Here is an 18308-nt window from a genome sequence, read left to right as displayed (position 1 = left end):
TTTACTGGAGCACGGCCAGCTGGTAGGCCGTGTACTTGCGAATATTGATCACGCCGGTGTCGAAGATCAGGTACTGGCCCTTGATGCCCAGCAGCGTGCCTTCCACGACGGGATCCTTGTCGAGGTTGAAGCTGACGATCTTTTTCGGGTAGGCCCCGACCGGGTAGCGCATCTGCACCACTTCGGCGTCGGGCAGCGGCTGGATGGCCTGCAGGCCGAAGCGCTCCTGCAAGGCGCGGATGCCGTCGGCGCAGGCGTCGAAGATCTGCTCGCGGATGGCCGGCAGGTCGAGTACCTCGGCGTCGCCCTTGAGCAGCGCGCGCCAGTTGGTGCGGTCCGGCACCTGGCTGCGCAGCACGTCTTCGACCAGCCCGGATTGCTGGCGGGTGGCCACGCGCATGATCGGCAGCGCCTGGCTGGCGCCCTGGTCGAGCCAACGGGTGGGCAACTGGGTGGCGCGGGTGATGCCGACCTTGATGCCCGACGAGTTGGCCAGGTACACCACGTGATCGGTCATGCAGAACTGCTCACCCCACGACGGCTCGCGGCAGGTGCCGGCGTCGTAGTGGCAGCGTTCCGGGGCCATGATGCACACGTCGCACTGGGCCAGCTTGGTCATGCACGGGTAGCAGTAGCCCTGGCTGAAGCTGGTCTTGGTGCGTTTGCCGCAATGGCTGCAGTGGATCGCGCCGAGGTACTCGAGGCGGATCGACTGGCCGATCAGCGGATTGACCGGCACCTCGGTGTCATCCAGGCGGAAACTGTATTGAACGACCGGTGCGTCCAGGCGCACCGCCATCTTGCTCAGAGAGCCACGAGCGAGTTCGATCAATGTACCGAGTCCGATTTGAACAGAATGTTGGCGATCGGCGCCGACTTCGAGGCGCACTCCTGCGGGCCCATGTAGCCGGTACGCTGCTCTTCGGGGAGGTTCTTGATTTCCCAGGCGATCACCGCCTGCAGCGACAGTTCTTTCTGTTCGGCGGTCAGTTTGCGGCCATCGGACCATTTGCCGATTTCAACCGCTGTCTTCAGGCTCTCGTAGATCTCGGGGGTGATGTTTTCGATCATTTGCGCGAATGTGGACATGCTGTCTCCTCAGTCAGGCCGTCAGTTTACGCCTCGCCAGCGCGCCACCCAAGAGCCCCGTCAGGCATCCGATGAGCAACCCACCGACATGTGCGGCGTTGGCGATCTGGCCAAAGCCGAGCTGGCCGACCACGCCACTCAGGCAGATCACCAGCCAGATCAGCATCATCACCAGCACGCCCTTGGGCAGGTTGAACTGCGGGTTCGGCGCCAGCCACTGGTACAGCCAGACATGCCCGAGCAAGCCGTAGAGCACGCCGGACAGCCCGCCGAACAGGCTCGGCCCGCTGGTGAAATGCTGGGCCAGGTTGGATACCAGGCTGAACAACAGCGTCAGCCCCAGCAACATCCACGGGCCCTGGCGCAGCTCAATGCGCTTGCCCAGCTCCCAATACCACAGGCCGTTCATGGCCAGGTGCAGCACGCCGAAGTGCAGCAGCATCGGTGACACCAGGCGCCACCACTGGCCTTCGGCGAGGCCCTGGAGCAAGGGGGTGAAGTACAGGTAGTCGCCCTGCACCTTGAACGACAGGAAGGTGAACCAGCCGATGGTCGAGAGGTTGTCACCCAGGCCGGTCACCCCGGCGACCACCAGGCTCAGGATCAGTACGGCGGCGGTGACCTTGCAGGCCATGGCCTGCTCCTTCAGCGAAGGCGCCGCCGGGGCGGTCGGCATGCCAGCGTCCACAGGTTCGGGTATCGCTTCTAGGTCGGCATTGCCCTCAGGGAAGCGCCGATAGAGTTCCAGTACGTCGTGGGCCATGGCCGGCGGCGCCCACAGCACCTGCTCCTCGCCCTCCTCCACCACCCGGTGCGGCACCTGCAGACGGCGCAGCAGGACGACGAAACCGCTGAGATCGACCGCCAGCGGCAGGCGCAGCACTTCGATCACATTCATTGGCTAGCCTGCGGGCGGTCGACATCGACCCAGACGAACTTGTGCGGATCGATGCGGGTCTCGTCGTCCAGGCGGTAGGCCGCGAGCTTGCCATAGAGCACGGCGCTGTAGTCCAGGCAGGCCAGGTTGTCGCGGATCGGCGCCGGCCGGCCACTGCGCCAGTAATGGCCGACGAACAGCAACGGTTCGTCCTCGGCATAGCGCAGCAGGGCGTTCTTCTGGCTGTGGCTGAGCGGCGTGCGGGCCACTTCATCGGGCAGTGCGTCGGGCTGGAAGACGATGTCGCCGTAGGTCTGCGGGTCCTCCTCCCAGAACTTGGTGCGGAAGAAGGCGCGGGTCAAACCGTCGCCACCGGTCAAGGTCAGGCCGTCCGGCAGGCGCATGTCAGTGCCGCGCAGCAGGCGGTTGCACACCGTCGAGGCGAAGCTGCCGGACACTGCCGAAGCCTGCACGAAGTGCTCGTCGATGCAGCCCGTGGGGTACTGCAGGCGCAACGGCTCGATCAGCCGCGGGTCCCAGCAGGCATGCACCAGACGGAAGCGACCGGCGTCGATGAACAGCGGCAGCTGGTAGAACCACTGGATGAAATCGTGCCAGTCGCCGGGGTGCTGGGCGAACTGGGTGAGGGTCTCGTCGATCAGCCGGGCATGGCGTGGGGTGTGCTCGCGCACGAAGGCCTTGCCACTGCCCGGCAACGCCGGGGTGACCCAGCCCAGGGCGTTGTACTCATGGTTGCCCATGATGCAGAACGCCTGGCCGGCCTCGACCATGTCATGAACGATGTGCAGCGCCTCGCGGATGCGCGGGCCGCGGTCGACGATGTCGCCCAGGAACAACGCCTGGCGCCGCGGGTGCCGCCAGACCCCGCCGATGCGCTTGTAGCCGAGGGCGTCGAGCAAGCGTTCGAGGGTGAGCGCGCAACCGTGCACGTCACCGATGATGTCGAAACTGCGCGCCGGATCGAGCATCAGTCGTCCCTGCCGCCCAGGCGGCTGCCCCAGCCGAGCTTGGTGCGGCAGACCTCGTAGTAGTTATGATCCAGCGGATGGATCAGGCGCAGTTTCTGCGGCTTTTTGCTCACCGTGATGGTATCGCCCGGAGCGCAGGTGAAGTGGTTCTGGCCGTCGCAGGAGACCTGCGGGTAGATCTGCAGGTCCTTCGACACGACGATCTTCAGCTCGCTGTTGCCGTCGACCACGATCGGCCGGCCGGACAAGGTATGCGGGTACATCGGCACGATGACGATAGCGTCCAGCTTGGGGTGCATGATCGGGCCACCGGCGGACAGCGCGTAGGCGGTGGAGCCGGTCGGAGTGGCGACGATCAGGCCGTCGGCCTTCTGGCTGCAGACGAACTGGCCGTCGATGTAGATCTCGAACTCGATCATCCGCGTCGACTTGCCCGGGTGCAGCACCACGTCGTTGAGCGCATCGCCCTGGCCGATGGCCTCATGGTGACGGCGCACCTCGGCCTGCAGCAGGAACCGGTTCTCCACCAGGTAATGACCGTCGAGTACCTCGGCAACCTTCTCCTCCAGCTCGTCGGGGCGGATATCGGTGAGAAAGCCCAGGTTGCCACGGTTGATTCCCAGCACCGGGATATTGTGCCTGGCTAGAGCGCGGGCGGCGCCAAGCAGGCTGCCGTCGCCGCCGACGACGATGACCAGGTCGCAAACTTCGCCCAACAATTTGCGTGTCGAGGTCTGCAGGCCATGACCGGGCAGGACTTCGGCGATAGTGTCCTCGAGAATCACGTGCAGGTGGCGCTCGAGGAGGAATTTTTTCAGTCGGCGAATGGTGTCAAGCACCTGGGAGCTGCCAAGGCGGCCGATGATACCGATATTGCGAAATTGCTCCATGGTGCTCCTGCGAGGCTCTGCGGCGGGGTGACAATGCCGGGATTATGGGCGAAAGGACCGGCCAGCAGCAAACCGGCTATGCTGGCAGGATGATGCCCTTCGCCGAACTTGAGCACCTGCCCCGCCAACTGCATCACCCCGCCGTGCGCGATCTGGCCTGGGCGCTGCTGTCCCCCCCACTGCTGGCGCAGGCCGGCTGCCCTCAGCGCCATCCGCTGAAGGGTAGCGCCTGGGCCACTGATCCACAGCACTTGGACCACTGGCTCGCGGTGCTCGATCGAGCGCCTGCGCCGCTGTCGAGCTGGCTGGAACGCCTGAACAGTCGGCGGCTGGGCATGTACTACGAAAGCCTATGGCAGTTCGCCCTGCACCAGGCACCGGGCGTCGAGCTACTGGCGGCCAATCTGGCAATTCGCAATGGCGGACGTACATTGGGCGAGTTGGACATACTGCTGCGCGACTACGAAGGCGATCATCATCTGGAGCTGGCCATCAAGCTCTACCTTGGTCCGCCTTCTGGCGATGGCCAAGACCCAGCGCGCTGGCTCGGCCCCGGCTGCCACGACCGCCTCGGGACCAAGCTGGCACACCTGGCTGGGCACCAACTGACCATCTCCGGCCAGCCCCATAGCCGCGCCGCACTGGCCGCGCTGGGAATCGCAGAAGTTGAAGCCCGGTTGTGGCTCGGCGGCTATCTGTTCTACCCCTGGCCTGGGTATGCCGAGGCACCCGCTGGCGCCCATCCGGCGCATTCACGCGGGCACTGGTTGCATCGGCGGGATTGGGCGGACTACCTCGAGCGCTGTCCTGCCGGACGCTGGCAGCCACTGCCCCGGCATGGGTGGCTGGCGCCGGCACGGGTCGAAGCAGGCAGTTGCTGGACAGTTGAGCAGTTTGATCGTTGGTTGCAAGAACTGGATCAGGTGGCCCCGGCACAATTGCTCGTCAGGCTTGAGGAGGATGCGCACGGCGCTTGGCAAGAAGCCGAGCGGGTGTTTCTGGTGGCAGACAAATGGCCACATCTTCCCCGGGCTGGTTGAGTAGAACATCCTGTAAGGGGCCATCTTGCCTATCCATATCAACACAATTTTTACACAGCACCCGTACGATGACAGCCAGGCGCCAACAAGAGCGCCCTCTCCGACCTGATGACGAGGACTCCCCATGGTTTCATCCACTCCCGCGACCCATTACGCGCGGCTGTCGATCGCCCTGCACTGGTTGATGCTGGTGCTGCTGGCCGCCGTCTACGCCTGCATTGAACTGCGCGGCCTGTTCCCCAAGGGCAGTGCCGAACGTGACTTGATGAAGGACCTGCACTTCATGCTCGGCCTGACAGTGTTCGTACTGGTGTGGCTACGTCTGGCCATGCGCCTGTCGCGCCCCACTCCGGCGATCGTGCCCAAGCCTCCGGCCTGGCAGACGGGTCTGTCGCACCTGGTGCATCTGCTGCTGTACCTGATGATGATCGGCCTGCCGCTGGCCGGTTGGGCAATACTCAGTGCCGCCGACAAGCCGATCCCGTTCTATGGCCTGGAGCTGCCAGCGATCGTCGCCCCCGACCCGGACCTGAGCAAGTTCATCAAGGGCTGGCATGAACGCATCGGCAGCTGGGGCTACTGGCTGATTGGCCTGCACGCGCTGGCCGGGCTCTATCACCACTATGTACGGCGCGACAACACGCTGTTGCGCATGCTGCCCTACAAGTAACCGCGTCGTCCCTGCAGGCCTCCGGTGTGCAGGAACACCAGGCGGGTGCCGGGGACAAAACGCCCGGCCTCGACCTGGTCACGCAGGGCCAGCAGGGCTTTGCCGGTATAGAGCGCCTCCAGCGGCATGCTGGTTTGCCGTTCGGTGTCGGCGATAAACGCCAGCAGTGCGTCATCGATACGGGCAAAGCCGCCACGGCTGGCGTCGTGCAACTGATAGCCGTGCGCACCCGCCAGCGCCGCGACGGTTTCCGGTACACCGTGGTCGAGGGGCACGGCCAGGGCGCCATGGACCACATGCCTGCCCGCCTCTTCCAGCACCATTCCGGCCAAGGTCGTGCCGGTGCCTGCCGCCAGCCACCAGGCGTCGTAGTCCGTCCAGCCGAGCGTTGCCAATTGCGCTCGGCATTGCGCGACGATCAAACCGCAGCCCTGCGCGCCAGCTTGGCCGCCACCGCCTTCAGGGATGCAGTGCCAACCCGGGTAGCGGGCCTGCCAGGGCTCCCAGAAGCCGGGTTCATGGCGATTGCGGTAGCCGCCGAAACCGAGCCAGTGCATCTCCATGCCCAGGGCTCGAAGGTCTTGTACCGTCGGTGTTTCCCGGGGGTGGCCACGCAATAGCCCGGCGGTAGCAAAGCCGAAGCGCTTGCCGGCGGTGGCCAAGGCGTGGAGATGGTTGGAATGGTTGCCACCCAGGCTGATCAGGCCCGGTGCATCGGCCTTGCGGGCCTGGAGCAGGTGATGACGCAGCTTGAACCATTTGTTGCCGCTGATCAGCGGGTCGATCAGGTCCAGGCGCAGGACCGCAGCTTCGATTCCCGCGTAGCGTAACCAAGATAGGTCGAGGCGTTGCAGGGGGGCTTGGGGGAGAGAAAAATCAGACATGAAGGCAGTTTATCTGATCACGCAGATGCATACGTGCTGCTCGTTGCCGTTGCCGTTGCCGTTGCCGTTGCCGTTGCCGTTGCCGTTGCCGTTGCCGTTGCCGTTGCCGTTGCCGTTGCCGTTGCCGTTGCCGTTGCCGTTGCCGTTGCCGATCAGGAGTCTAGCGCCATACCCAGCTAGCGACAGCTGCGTCAGCCCAGGCGCCGCCCGTAACTTCGCGACTTCAGGAGGCCGAACGCAGGTCTTGCGGAGGGAGGTGACGGGCATGGATGCCCGTCAAGCGCTGCGCCCCAGGATGGGGCGTTCAGCGCGGTCCTCCCGGGAGCAAGGCCGGAGTGAGGGAACCCGGAGCGAAGCGGAGGGCCGGATGAATGGAGCGCAGCGTTTTTTGGTTACTTTTGTCCGGCCGGCGCTCCGGGCGTTTGACAAAAAGTGACTCGCCGGGTGGCGAAAGGGTGAATATGCGTCATTATAGCAAATGAATGCGCTTATAACTGTGGAAACCCACGCCAATCGCATTTGACTTTGACTTTGACTTTGACTTTGACTTTGACTTTGACTTTGACTTTGACTTTGACTTTGACTTTGACTTTGACTTACACAGTGTGTGTTTTGAAATTTATAAGCGCATTCATTTCCGACGGTGACGCATAATCACCTTTCCGCCCTTACGGCGGGTCCCTTTTTGAAGGATCAAAAAGGAACCAAAAAATCCTCGCTCCATTCATCCGGCCCCTACGCTTCGCTCCGGGGTCCCCTCACTCCGGCCTTGCTCCCGGGAGGACCGCGCTGAACGCCCCATCCTGGGGCGCAGCGCTTGACGGGCATCCATGCCCGTCACCTCCCTCCGCAAGACCTACGTTCGGCCTCCTGAAGTCGCAATTTGTGTCGCCTGAACTATCGCGCACTTAGAAGCAAAAGCAGAGCAAGAGCAAGAGCAAGAGCAAGAGCAAGAGCAAGAGCAAGAGCAAGAGCAAGAGCAAGAGCAAGAGCAAGAGCAAGAGCAAGATACATGGAGCATATGAACACTACTCGCAGTGCTTCTTCAGTTACAGCTACTCGCTGACAAGCCAACTGCCAAAGGAAAACCTCACCTGTGAAAGTTGGCTCATCACCAGTTCAAACAATTACAATTCGGCCGCCAATCTCGACCCTTGGTTAATCGCCCGCTTGGCATCAAGCTCAGCCGCCACATCAGCGCCACCGATCAAGTGCACCGATTGCCCGGCCGCCACAAGGCCATCATGCAACTCACGCAGCGGCTCCTGCCCCGCGCAGACAACGATGTTGTCCACCGCCAGCACCTGCGGCTCGCCCTCGCCGATGCGCACATGCAGGCCGGCATCGTCCACGCCGAGGTACTCGACGCTGTTGAGCATCTGCACCTGCTTGTTCTTCAGCCCCGTGCGGTGGATCCAGCCGGTGGTCTTGCCCAGGCCGTCGCCAACCTTGGTCTTCTTGCGCTGCAGCAGGTAGACCTGGCGCGCCGGCGCGTGAGGCTCTGCCTTCACCCCGGCCACACCACCACGAGCCTCCAGCTGCGTATCGATCCCCCACTCCTTCCAGAACGCTTCACGGTCCTGGCTGGTGGCCACGCCCTGGTGCACCAGGTACTCGGACACATCGAAACCAATACCACCCGCACCGATCACCGCCACCCGCTGGCCCACCGGCTTGCGCTCGAGCAGCACGTCCAGGTAGTTCAGCACCTTGGCATTGTCAATGCCGGGAATGGCCGGCGTGCGCGGTGCGATACCGGTGGCCAGGATGACTTCGTCATACTCGCCGGCCACCAACGCGGCGACGTCGACACGGGTATTCAAGCGCAGCTCAACCCCCGTGGACTTCACCTTGTTACGGAAGTAGCGCAGGGTCTCGTAGAACTCCTCTTTGCCCGGCACCCGCTTGGCCACATTGAATTGGCCACCGATCTCGCCGGCAGCATCGAACAGCGTCACTGCATGGCCGCGCTCGGCAGCCACGGTGGCGGCCGCCAGGCCCGCCGGTCCGGCGCCGACCACGGCGATGCGCTTGACTGCCTGCACAGGCAGGTAGTTGAGCTCCGTCTCGTGACAGGCCCGCGGATTGACCAGGCAACTGGTCAGCTTGCCGCCGAAAGTGTGGTCCAGGCACGCCTGGTTGCAGCCGATGCAGGTGTTGATCTCGTCCCCACGGCCTTCGGCTGCCTTGTTGACGAAATCGGGGTCGGCCAGGAACGGCCGGGCCATGGAGACCATGTCGGCATCGCCCTCGGCCAGCACGGCCTCGGCCACTTCCGGGGTATTGATGCGGTTGGTGGTAATCAGCGGGATCCTCACCACGCCACGCAGCTTGGCGGTGACCTTGCTGAACGCCGCGCGCGGCACCTTGGTGGCGATGGTCGGGATGCGCGCCTCGTGCCAGCCGATGCCAGTGTTGATCAGTGTGGCGCCAGCCTGCTCGATGGCCTTGGCCAACAGCTCGATCTCGTCCCAGGTGCTGCCGCCCTCAACCAGGTCGAGCATCGACAGACGGAAGATGATGATGAAGTTCGGCCCCACCGCCTCGCGCACCCGCTGCACGATTTCCACGGCCAGGCGCATGCGGTTCTCATAACTGCCACCCCAGCGGTCGGTGCGGTGGTTGGTATGGGCGGCGAGGAACTGGTTGATGAAATAGCCTTCCGAACCCATGATCTCGACGCCGTCGTAGCCGGCGCGCTGGGCCAGGCTTGCGCAGGTGACGAAATCGCGGATCTGCTTCTCGATGCCTTCCTCGTCCAGCTCCTTGGGCTTGAACGGGTTGATCGGTGCCTGGATGGCGCTGGGCGCCACTTGCTTCGGGCTGTAGGCATAGCGCCCGGCGTGGAGGATCTGCAGGCAGATCTTGCCACCGGCGGCATGCACGGCCTCGGTGACGACCCGGTGCTTTGCGGCCTCTTCTTCGGTGCTGAGCTTGGCCGCGCCGGAGTAAACGCCGCCTTCATCGTTGGGCGCGATGCCACCGGTGACCATCAGGCCGACGCCACCACGGGCACGCTCGGCGAAGTATGCGGCCATGCGTTCGAAGCCGCCGGGGCGTTCTTCGAGGCCTGTGTGCATCGAACCCATCAGGGTGCGGTTGCGCAAGGTGGTGAAGCCCAGGTCGAGTGGAGCCAGCAAGTGCGGGTAACGTTCAGTAGCCATGGATGAACTCCACAGTTGGCGTGATCACGGGAATGCGGGCGCCTCTGCCGCTGTCTACACCAGCTCGCGGGGCCCGTCGGTTGTCTGAGGCCGACATTAAACAGGCGTTTGAACGCGCTCAATGATCGAAACTGACAACTTATTGATCCTGCTGCACAGCAGGTCTACCCTAAGGCACCTCTACCGCACAACGCTGGAACGCTCCATGCGAAAACTGCTAGTCGGCGCCTTGGCGCTGGTCACCCTCGCCGCCCTCTGTGGCTACGGCTTCTGGACCCTGCAGCGCCCTGAGGGCCATTACCTGTCTGACCTGCGCATCGACCTGGCCCTCAACCAAGGCGTGCCAGGCGAGCACGGCAACCTGCTCGGGGTCGAGCCACTGCTGTATCCAGGCGACTATCAGAATCTGACACGCCTGCACCGCAAGCTCTCGGCCTATCTGGAGCAGGCGCGCGCGCAAGGGCTGGTCAATCCACGTACCGTGGTGGTACTCCCCGAGCATATTGGCACCTGGCTGTGGGCCCGTGGCGAAAAGCGCGAGCTTTACCAGGTGACCCAACGCAGCGAGGCTTGGCAATGGCTGGAGTTGAGCAATCCTCTGCGCTATGGCCTGGCCATGCTAGCAGCCAGCGGTGACGACCGCCGCTCGGATGCCCACCTGCGCATGAAAGCGGCCCAGATGGCCGCCGATTACCAGCAACTGTTCGGCAACCTGGCCCGGGAATTCGGCGTCACTCTGGTGGCGGGCTCCATCGTTTTGCCGGCGCCCTACGTCGAGAATGGCGTCCTGCGCACCGGCAACGGCCCGTTGTACAACAGCAGCCTGGTGTTCGCCAGCGATGGTTCGGTGCTCGGCCAGCCGCAGTCACAGCAATACCCCGACAGCGAAAACCGGCGCTATATCCATGATGGCCGGCATCATCCTCTGCAGGTATTGCAGACCCCCGCCGGGCGCCTGGGCGTGCTGATTGGCAGCGATAGCTGGTATCCGGACAACCACCGGCAACTGGCCGCGCAATCGGTGCAAGTGATCGCCAACCCGGTCTTCCTCAGTGGCAAGCACAGCTGGCAGGCGCCCTGGCGTGGGAACCGCCATCAGGCGCAGGCGGCCGACCTCCCGCTGCGACGAGGCGAAGTCAGTGAGCAACGCGCCTGGCAACAACTACCGCTGGCCGCCAATGCCGGCACCCCGAGCATGAGCGTGTTCATGCGCGGCCAGTTCTGGGAGCTGGGCAGCGACGGGCAGGGCTTTGCCAGCCAAAGCGGCACACTGTGGGTCGGTAACGACAGCCACGGTGCGCGCCTGCTCAACCTGTGGCTGTGACGCGATGCCCCGCCCCCGTGTGCGCCTGGGTGACCTGTCGGTAGGTTTCGTCCAGCCCCTGGCAGAAGCACTTGCCAAGCTCGGCCATGACCCGCAGCCGCTGCTGCTACGCTACGGCCTTGACGCCAGGCGCCTGGCCGAGCCGGGTGCACGCTTGTCGATTCCGCGCTACATGCACTTGGGGCATGCAGCGATCGCCTTGTCCGCCGAACCTGCCTTGGGCCTACACATGGGGCGCCTGAGCCGCCTGGCCCAGGCCGGGCTGGCCGGGGTGACTGCCGCCCAGGCCCCCACCCTCGGCGAAGCCGCCCGCACCCTGCTGCGCTTCGAACCGTTGTATGCCGCCAACTACCGGGGTCGGTCGAGTTTCCACGAAGATACCCAGGGCGCTTGGCTGAGGTTCTATTCCATCAGCCCCTACAACAGCTACAACCACTTCGTGGTCGACTCGATGCTCGCGGGCTGGCTCGCGCAGCTCGGTGCCCTCAGCGCCAGGCCGGTGCAAGCCGAACGTCTTGAGATCGAATTCGACACTCCCACCTACGCCACGCAATACCAAGGCCTGTGTACGGGCACCGTGCATTTCGGTGGCACGGCCAACCAACTGCGCCTGAGCCGGGCCACCCTGGACCTGCCCAACCTGCAGCACTGCCCCAGTACCTGGCAGCACCTACTGCAGCTGTGCGAAGCGGAACTGGCCCAGCGCACCCGTGTGCGCAGCCTGGGCGAGCGCATCACCCACCTGTTGGGCCCACTGCTCAATGGCGGGCACGAACCGGACCTGGAGGAAGTGGCGCGGCACCTGCAACTGCCGACCTGGACGTTGCGCCGCAAGCTGGCCGAGGAAGGCACGCGCTTTCGCAACCTGCTCAACGACACACGGCGTGACCTGGCCGAGACCTATATCCGCGATACGGAACTGGCCTTCGGCGAGATCGCCTATCTGTTGGGATTCGCCTCGGCAGAGGCGTTCCAGCGCGCGTTCAAGCGCTGGACGGGGCTGACCCCGGGGGAGTTTCGCCGCCATCAGCGGCAAGTCGGTTAGAGCTCGGTGGCGTCGTCGGCCGGCTCCGGCAGGTCCAGCTCATAGGCCTGGAACTCGAGCAGTTCTTCCTGGTAATCGTCCATCTTCACGCCCCTCATTCGTCGTTCTTCTGTCATTGCGCCAACCTAAGCCAGCGTAATGACAGAATGATTACAGCCCTATGAACGATAAACGTAGCAGGCATCCAGGAAGTTATCGACGAGTCAGAGTGGCGCCGGCGCCTGCTCTGCCGCCGGGGCTTCCTGCTGGATCTGGATCGGCGCTGGCTCGACAGGCGGCGCGATGGGTTGCGAGCCCTTGCTGTCATCCACCACCGGCGCGGCCGGGGCCTCGCTGGACGGCACGGGAGGCGCTGGGGTGGCAACGGGCGCAGGCGCTGCGGCAGGGGCGGCAGCAACCGGTGTCGATACCGGAGCCGGTGTCTCTGCCACGCTTTCGGCTACCGGCGTGGCGGGCTGCGGTACGGGCGCGAGGGCTGCGGGCGCAGGCTCCGGCAGGCCCAGGTCGGCGGCAGGTTTTTCCACCTTCGGCTCGGCGGCAGGCTCGGACTTCTCCGGCTTCTTCGGTTTCGGTAGGTAGCTTTCGACCAGGGCGAAGTAACGATCGTAGAACTGCGCAGCAGTGACCGTCTCGCTGGCCACCTTGACCATGGAGTCGTCGGTGGAGCCGATCGGCATCGACACCGAGCCCAGCACGCCCACGCCGAGGCTGGCGGAAGTGTTGGACTTCTTCAGGGCATAGCGATCCTGCAGGGCGTTGGCGAACATGGTCGAGCGATGCTTGTCGCTCATGTCCGAAACGCAGGTGATGTTGAAGCTGATCTGCAGGTGGTTCTCGGCGTTCTGCTGGAAGCTCTTGTTGCCGGCGACCTGGTTGGCATCGCTGCTGGTGATGATGTAGCCCTGGCTGAGCAGCGCACGGCGCGCCGCCTCGCAGGAGCCCGCTTCGCTGGTGGCGAAGGTGCGGGAAAAGGTGCCCGAGTCATCGAAGTTCTCATGCTCGTATACGGCGGCCTTTTTCGAGGAACAGCCGGACACGCCCGCCAGCACGAGGGCCAGCCCGAGCGCGCCATAGACGGTTGATCTAGACATTGCCAATTCCGGGAAGAAACGAATGGGGCGTATTGTGCATCACATCGATCAGCGGCTGAAACCTTTGATCGGTGAAGAGTCTGTCAGCTTTGTTGGAAATCCTTGCCCATGGTCGGGCAAGTTGCTGAAACGAAAAAAGCGACCCTAAGGTCGCTTTTCCGTTGCTTCGAGGTGTTCAAAGGGCCTCGAGGCGAAGATGGCGCAGCGGACGGGACTCGAACCCGCGACCCCCGGCGTGACAGGCCGGTATTCTAACCGACTGAACTACCGCTGCGTATCGTTCGGGCTTGCACCCGATTGAAACTGGGATCTGAGCTTTCAAGCGCTACAGCGCGAAAGCCAGGAACAAAAAAGGCGACTTATCATCGCCTTTTCTGCTTGCCTCGAGCGTTCATGGGGCTCTTGGCGAAAGATGGCGCAGCGGACGGGACTCGAACCCGCGACCCCCGGCGTGACAGGCCGGTATTCTAACCGACTGAACTACCGCTGCGTATCGTTCAGGCTTGCGCCTGATTGAAACTGGGACCTGGCCTTTCGGCCTCAGACCGGTGCAAGCACCCATCTGGAATAAAATGGCGCGGCGGACGGGACTCGAACCCGCGACCCCCGGCGTGACAGGCCGGTATTCTAACCGACTGAACTACCGCCGCGCAGTGCTGGACTTGCGTCCTGTTTCTCTCTGCCAGAGGGCTTCTTGCAAAGCACCTTGGACCAGAAACGCTCTCAGGAAGTGGTGGGTGATGACGGGATCGAACCGCCGACCCTCTGCTTGTAAGGCAGATGCTCTCCCGGCTGAGCTAATCACCCCCGCGATGTTGCTTGTTGCGTTTGCTTCGCTGAGGCCGCGAAATTTACGCAGGTACCGATGCTAAGTCAATACCCCCATTGAAGTTTTTTTCAAAAAGGGCAAAAAAGGCAGCCTGATCGCGGGGCAAGCACGCCCCCCACAATCCAGACGCCCACAGCGTGGGAGCGGGCTTGCCCCGCGACAGGGCCGGGACAACCGACAAAAAAGGGCCTTTCGGCCCCTTTGTCTTACATCTCAACAGGTTACAGCTCAGGCGTAGATCATCTTGCGGGTCATCCCGCCATCGACCACGAACTCCTGGCCGGTGACAAACCCCGCCTGGCGCGACAGCAGCCACGCCACCAGCGCCGCCACGTCCTCCACCGTCCCTACCCGGCCAGCCGGATGCTGGGCATGGTCGGCGTCGCTCAGCGGCTCGGCGCGCCGCTGCGAGGGGTCACGGGCATCGATCCACCCCGGGCTCACGGCATTCACGCGGATCTCCGGCGCCAGGCTCATGGCCAGGGCATGGGTCAATGCGACCAGCCCGCCCTTGCTGGCAGCATAGGCTTCGGTATCCGGTTCGGATTGCCGGGCACGGGTGGAGGCCAGGTTGACGATCGCACCACCATGGGCGCGCAGGTAAGGTGCGCAGTGCTTGGCCAGCAGCATCGGGCCATTGAGGTTGACCGCCAGCACCCGATTCCATTGGGCCAGGGACAGACTCTCCAAAGTCTGGTTGTGCGGATTGGCGATCGCCGCATTGCACACCAGCGCATCCAGCCGGCCAAACTGCCCGAGCACCTCGGACACTCCAGCACTGACCTGGGCCTCGTCGGCCACATCCATGGTAATGAACCAGGCATTGTCACCCAGGGCCTTGGCAACCTTGGCACCACGCGGGCGGTCCAGGTCGCTGAGCACTACCTGCCAGCCCTCGCAGATCAACCAGGCAGCAATGCCCAGGCCGATGCCGCGGGCGGCACCGGTCACCAGGGCCACCCGACCATTATGGCCGGGCTCGCCACCCTTCCAGTCGATCACAGCGCCGCCAGGCCGCGGGCCAGATCGGCTTGCAGGTCGGCCACATCTTCCAGCCCGACCGCCACACGCACCAGGCTGTCGCGGATACCCGCCGCTTCACGCTCCTGCGGCGTCAGACGGCCGTGGGAGGTGGTTGCCGGGTGGGCGATGGTGGTCTTGCTGTCACCGAGGTTGGTGGTGATCGAGATCACCCGGGTGGCGTCGATGAAGCGCCAGGCGCCTTCCTTGCCGCCCTTCACCTCGAAGCTGACCACCGCGCCGAAGCCGCTCATCTGGCGCTTGGCCAGTTCATGTTGCGGATGGCTCGGCAGGCCGGCGTAGTGGACCTTCTCGACACCGTCCTGCTGCTCGAGCCACTCGGCCAGCGCCTGGGCGCTCTCGCAGTGGGCGCGCATGCGCAGCTTGAGGGTCTCCAGGCCCTTGGTGAAGACCCAGGCGTTGAAGGGGCTGAGGGTCGGGCCGGCGGTACGCAGGAAGCCCACGACTTCCTTCATCTGCTCGCTGCGACCGGCCACCACGCCGCCCATGCAACGGCCCTGGCCGTCAATGAACTTGGTCGCAGAGTGGAACACGATATCGGCACCGAGCTTGAGCGGTTGCTGCAAGGCCGGGGTGCTGAAGCAGTTGTCCACCACCAGCAGCGCGCCACGGGCGTGGGCGATTTCGGCCAGGGCGCTGATATCGACCAGCTCGGCCAGCGGATTGGACGGCGACTCGACGACCAACAGCTTGGTATTGGCCTTGATGGCTTTTTCCCAGCCGCCCAGGTCGACCAGCGGTACGTAGTCCACCTGCACGCCGAAACGCTTGAAGTACTTCTCGAACAGGCTGATGGTCGAGCCGAACACGCTCTGCGATACCAGCACATGGTCGCCGGCACTGCACAGCGACATGACCACGGCGAGAATCGCCGCCATGCCGGTGGAGGTGGCCACGGCCTGCTCGGCGCCTTCCATGGCCGCCAGGCGCTCCTCGAAGGCACGCACGGTCGGGTTGGTGTAGCGTGAATAGACGTTGCCAGGCGTTTCGCCAGCAAAGCGCGCGGCAGCGTCGGCAGCCGTGCGGAAAACATAACTGGAGGTCAGGAACAGCGCTTCGCTGTGCTCGGCCTCCGGTGTACGGTTCTGACCGGCGCGCACCGCCAGGGTGTCGAAACCGACACCCTCGAGGTCACTGTCCAGTCGACCGGCATCCCATTGTTCGGTCATGCCGTCGCTCCCAAATCAGTTGTTGTACAGGTCGATGATCGCGCTGACCGCCTGGGTCTTCACCTTGGCCAGGTCATTACGGGCCTGCTCGATGCGGTCGAGGTAGGCTTCGTCGATATCGCCGGTGACATACTCACCGTTGAACACCGCGCAATCGAAATGCTCGATCTTGATCTTGCCGCCACCGACCGATTCGATCAGGTCCGGCAGGTCCTGATAGATCAGCCAGTCGGCGCCGATCAACTCGGCCACCTGTTCGGTGGTACGGTTGTGGGCGATCAGTTCGTGAGCGCTCGGCATGTCGATGCCGTAGACGTTGGGGTAGCGTACCGCAGGGGCCGCGGAGCAGAAGTAGACGTTCTTGGCGCCGGCTTCGCGGGCCATCTGGATGATCTGCTTGCAGGTGGTGCCGCGCACGATCGAGTCATCCACCAGCATCACGTTCTTGCCGCGGAATTCCAGCTCGATGGCGTTGAGCTTCTGGCGCACCGACTTCTTGCGCGCGGCCTGGCCGGGCATGATGAAGGTACGGCCGATGTAGCGGTTCTTGACGAAACCTTCGCGGAACTTGACGCCCAGGTGGTTGGCCAGTTCCAGCGCCGCGGTGCGGCTGGTGTCGGGAATCGGGATGACCACGTCGATGTCGTGGTCCGGGCGCTCGCGCTGGATCTTCTCGGCGAGCTTCTCGCCCATGCGCAGGCGCGCCTTGTACACCGAGACACCGTCGATGATCGAATCCGGACGAGCCAGGTAGACGTGCTCGAAGATGCACGGCTGGAGTTTCGGGTTTTCCGCACACTGCTTGGTGAACATCTGGCCGCCTTCGGTGATGTACACCGCCTCACCCGGCGCCAGGTCGCGGATCAGGGTGAAGCCGAGCACGTCCAGGGCCACGCTTTCCGAGGCGATCATGTACTCGACGCCTTCGTCGGTGTGACGCTGGCCGAACACCACCGGGCGGATGCCGTTGGGGTCACGGAAGCCGACGATGCCGTAGCCGGTGATCATCGCTACCACCGCGTAGCCACCGACACAGCGGCTGTGCACGTGGGAAACGGCGGCGAAAACGTCCTCTTCGGTCGGCTGCAGCTTGCCGCGCACGGCCAGTTCGTGGGCGAACACGTTCAGCAGCACTTCGGAGTCGGAGTTGGTATTGACGTGGCGCAGGTCGGACTCGTAGATCTCCTTGGCCAACTGCTCGACATTGGTCAGGTTGCCGTTGTGCGCCAGGGTGATGCCGTACGGCGAGTTGACGTAGAACGGCTGGGCCTCTGCCGAGGTGGAGCTGCCAGCGGTCGGGTAACGCACATGGCCGATGCCGATGCTGCCCACCAGGCGCTGCATGTGGCGCTGCTGGAAGACATCGCGCACCAGGCCGTTATCCTTGCGCAGGAACAACCGGCCGTCGTGGCTGGTCACGATACCGGCAGCGTCCTGGCCGCGGTGCTGAAGCACGGTTAGCGCATCATACAGCGCCTGATTGACGTTCGACTTACCGACGATACCGACGATGCCACACATGCGACGCAACCCCTACTTTGATGAAACTTGAGTGAAGCGCGCTCAGGGCTTGGTCGGCCCGAGCAACTGCTCCTTGAACGGAAGGTCAACGGGTGCGCTGACCCCACTGGACATCCACTGGCCGCTGAACCCGAGTATGAGGTTCTTCGACCAATCGGCTACCAATAGAAATTGTGGTATCAGGCGCGATTCCTGCCACCACGGATCCTGTTGCACAGGCCCCAGGCTCAACAGCCCGACCGCCACCACCACCAGCAGCCCCCCGCGCGCGGCGCCGAAGGCCATGCCGAGGAAGCGATCGGTGCCGGACAGCCCGGTCACGCGAATCAGCTCGCCGATGAGGAAATTGAGCATCGCCCCGACCAGCAGCGTGGCGACGAAAAGAATGGCGCAGCCGGCAATGACCCGTGCGGACGGCATCTGGATATAGCTTTCCAGATACTGCGCAAGCGAGCCGCCGAACATCCAGGCCACCGCGCCGGCGACAATCCAGATGAGCAGGGACAAGGCTTCCTTGACGAAGCCGCGCTTGAGACTGATCAGTGAGGAAATGGCGATGATCGCGATGATCGCCCAATCAACCCAGGTAAATGCCACGGTGTTGCCTGCCGACGTTTGAGGCGGCGCATTTTACCAGAGCAAGGGGGCTTGGGGTAAGCGGAATGTCAGGTGTTTGAAGGGCTGC

At 63.8% G+C, this 18308-nt stretch carries 17 protein-coding genes and 4 tRNA genes; 4 read left to right on the top strand and 17 right to left on the bottom strand.

From position 1 onward, the window contains the following. Position 1: 1 nt before the first annotated feature. From C3F42_RS25940 to C3F42_RS25920, 5 genes are read right to left on the bottom strand one after another with little or no spacing between them, the layout of a single operon-like run. Entirely contained in the window at positions 2 to 832 is an 831-nt protein-coding gene (locus tag C3F42_RS25940; protein WP_038706528.1) for a DUF2797 domain-containing protein, read from the bottom strand. Continuing rightward, complete coding sequence (locus tag C3F42_RS25935) at positions 829 to 1089, bottom strand: YeaC family protein (RefSeq protein WP_023630887.1); 261 nt, start codon at positions 1087 to 1089, stop codon at positions 829 to 831. The genes C3F42_RS25940 and C3F42_RS25935 overlap by 4 nt, the downstream gene beginning before the upstream one ends. Before the next feature lie 13 nt (positions 1090 to 1102). After that, positions 1103 to 1987, bottom strand: coding sequence for a rhomboid family intramembrane serine protease (locus tag C3F42_RS25930; protein WP_094012583.1), 885 nt, complete (start codon positions 1985 to 1987; stop codon positions 1103 to 1105). Further along, positions 1984 to 2955 carry a metallophosphoesterase gene (locus tag C3F42_RS25925; protein ID WP_038706529.1) on the bottom strand — a complete coding sequence of 324 codons (972 nt, stop codon included), beginning with the start codon at positions 2953 to 2955 and terminating at the stop codon, positions 1984 to 1986. The genes C3F42_RS25930 and C3F42_RS25925 overlap by 4 nt, the downstream gene beginning before the upstream one ends. Beyond that, positions 2955 to 3845, bottom strand: coding sequence for an NAD(+) kinase (locus tag C3F42_RS25920; RefSeq protein ID WP_023632574.1), 891 nt, complete (start codon positions 3843 to 3845; stop codon positions 2955 to 2957). The genes C3F42_RS25925 and C3F42_RS25920 overlap by 1 nt, the downstream gene beginning before the upstream one ends. Positions 3846 to 3889: 44 nt before the next feature. On the opposite strand from C3F42_RS25920, the gene C3F42_RS25915 reads away from it, so the two are divergent. After that, on the top strand, positions 3890 to 4885 hold the full coding sequence (locus tag C3F42_RS25915; protein WP_094012582.1) for a DUF1853 family protein: 996 nt from the start codon (positions 3890 to 3892) through the stop codon (positions 4883 to 4885). A 124-nt stretch (positions 4886 to 5009) separates the two neighbouring features. Then, positions 5010 to 5555, top strand: coding sequence for a cytochrome b (locus tag C3F42_RS25910; protein ID WP_023631611.1), 546 nt, complete (start codon positions 5010 to 5012; stop codon positions 5553 to 5555). Here the strand turns inward: C3F42_RS25910 and C3F42_RS25905 are convergent. From C3F42_RS25905 to C3F42_RS25895, 3 genes are all read right to left on the bottom strand, one after another. Next, positions 5546 to 6439 (bottom strand): 1-aminocyclopropane-1-carboxylate deaminase/D-cysteine desulfhydrase, encoded by an 894-nt coding sequence (locus tag C3F42_RS25905; RefSeq protein WP_104445098.1) that lies wholly within the window; start codon positions 6437 to 6439, stop codon positions 5546 to 5548. The genes C3F42_RS25910 and C3F42_RS25905 overlap by 10 nt on opposite strands. A gap of 9 nt (positions 6440 to 6448) precedes the next feature. Continuing rightward, positions 6449 to 6706, bottom strand: coding sequence for a hypothetical protein (locus C3F42_RS29665; protein ID WP_177410823.1), 258 nt, complete (start codon positions 6704 to 6706; stop codon positions 6449 to 6451). 860 nt (positions 6707 to 7566) lie between these two features. Continuing rightward, entirely contained in the window at positions 7567 to 9603 is a 2037-nt protein-coding gene (locus C3F42_RS25895) for an NADPH-dependent 2,4-dienoyl-CoA reductase (protein ID WP_094012617.1), read from the bottom strand. Positions 9604 to 9808: 205 nt separating this feature from the next. Between C3F42_RS25895 and C3F42_RS25890 the strand changes: the two genes are divergently transcribed. Together C3F42_RS25890 and C3F42_RS25885 are read left to right on the top strand one after the other, a co-directional pair. Further along, the gene (locus C3F42_RS25890; RefSeq protein ID WP_094012616.1) at positions 9809 to 10927 is read left to right on the top strand and encodes a nitrilase-related carbon-nitrogen hydrolase; all 1119 of its coding nucleotides are present in this window, start codon (positions 9809 to 9811) and stop codon (positions 10925 to 10927) included. 4 nt (positions 10928 to 10931) lie between these two features. After that, the gene (locus C3F42_RS25885; RefSeq protein ID WP_038706533.1) at positions 10932 to 11972 is read left to right on the top strand and encodes an AraC family transcriptional regulator; all 1041 of its coding nucleotides are present in this window, start codon (positions 10932 to 10934) and stop codon (positions 11970 to 11972) included. A gap of 203 nt (positions 11973 to 12175) precedes the next feature. Here C3F42_RS25885 and C3F42_RS25880 read toward each other — a convergent pair whose 3' ends face one another. The 9 genes from C3F42_RS25880 to C3F42_RS25840 all read right to left on the bottom strand — a co-directional run bounded on the left by C3F42_RS25880 (position 12176) and on the right by C3F42_RS25840 (position 18220). Next, positions 12176 to 13063, bottom strand: coding sequence for a DUF2242 domain-containing protein (locus C3F42_RS25880; RefSeq protein WP_038706534.1), 888 nt, complete (start codon positions 13061 to 13063; stop codon positions 12176 to 12178). Positions 13064 to 13260: 197 nt separating this feature from the next. After that, a tRNA-Asp gene (locus C3F42_RS25875) sits at positions 13261 to 13337 on the bottom strand. 139 nt (positions 13338 to 13476) lie between these two features. Further along, a tRNA-Asp gene (locus tag C3F42_RS25870) sits at positions 13477 to 13553 on the bottom strand. A gap of 83 nt (positions 13554 to 13636) precedes the next feature. After that, positions 13637 to 13713 (bottom strand) — tRNA-Asp (locus C3F42_RS25865). Positions 13714 to 13794: 81 nt separating this feature from the next. Beyond that, positions 13795 to 13870, bottom strand: a tRNA-Val gene (locus tag C3F42_RS25860). Between the two features lie 250 nt (positions 13871 to 14120). After that, positions 14121 to 14894 carry an SDR family oxidoreductase gene (locus tag C3F42_RS25855; RefSeq protein WP_031316683.1) on the bottom strand — a complete coding sequence of 258 codons (774 nt, stop codon included), beginning with the start codon at positions 14892 to 14894 and terminating at the stop codon, positions 14121 to 14123. Then, positions 14891 to 16102 (bottom strand): O-succinylhomoserine sulfhydrylase, encoded by a 1212-nt coding sequence (locus tag C3F42_RS25850; RefSeq protein ID WP_038706535.1) that lies wholly within the window; start codon positions 16100 to 16102, stop codon positions 14891 to 14893. Before C3F42_RS25850 ends, C3F42_RS25855 begins: the two co-directional genes overlap by 4 nt. Positions 16103 to 16117: 15 nt before the next feature. Continuing rightward, positions 16118 to 17623 carry an amidophosphoribosyltransferase gene (gene purF / locus C3F42_RS25845; RefSeq protein WP_023631895.1) on the bottom strand — a complete coding sequence of 502 codons (1506 nt, stop codon included), beginning with the start codon at positions 17621 to 17623 and terminating at the stop codon, positions 16118 to 16120. A 42-nt stretch (positions 17624 to 17665) separates the two neighbouring features. Further along, complete coding sequence (locus tag C3F42_RS25840) at positions 17666 to 18220, bottom strand: CvpA family protein (protein WP_038706536.1); 555 nt, start codon at positions 18218 to 18220, stop codon at positions 17666 to 17668. Positions 18221 to 18308: the final 88 nt, after the last annotated feature.

Origin of the sequence: Pseudomonas sp. PONIH3 (assembly GCF_002934345.1) — a bacterium.
Taxonomy (GTDB): domain Bacteria; phylum Pseudomonadota; class Gammaproteobacteria; order Pseudomonadales; family Pseudomonadaceae; genus Aquipseudomonas; species Aquipseudomonas soli.
Note: the sequence above shows the minus strand (reverse complement) of the source record. Positions and strands in the feature narration are given on the sequence as shown.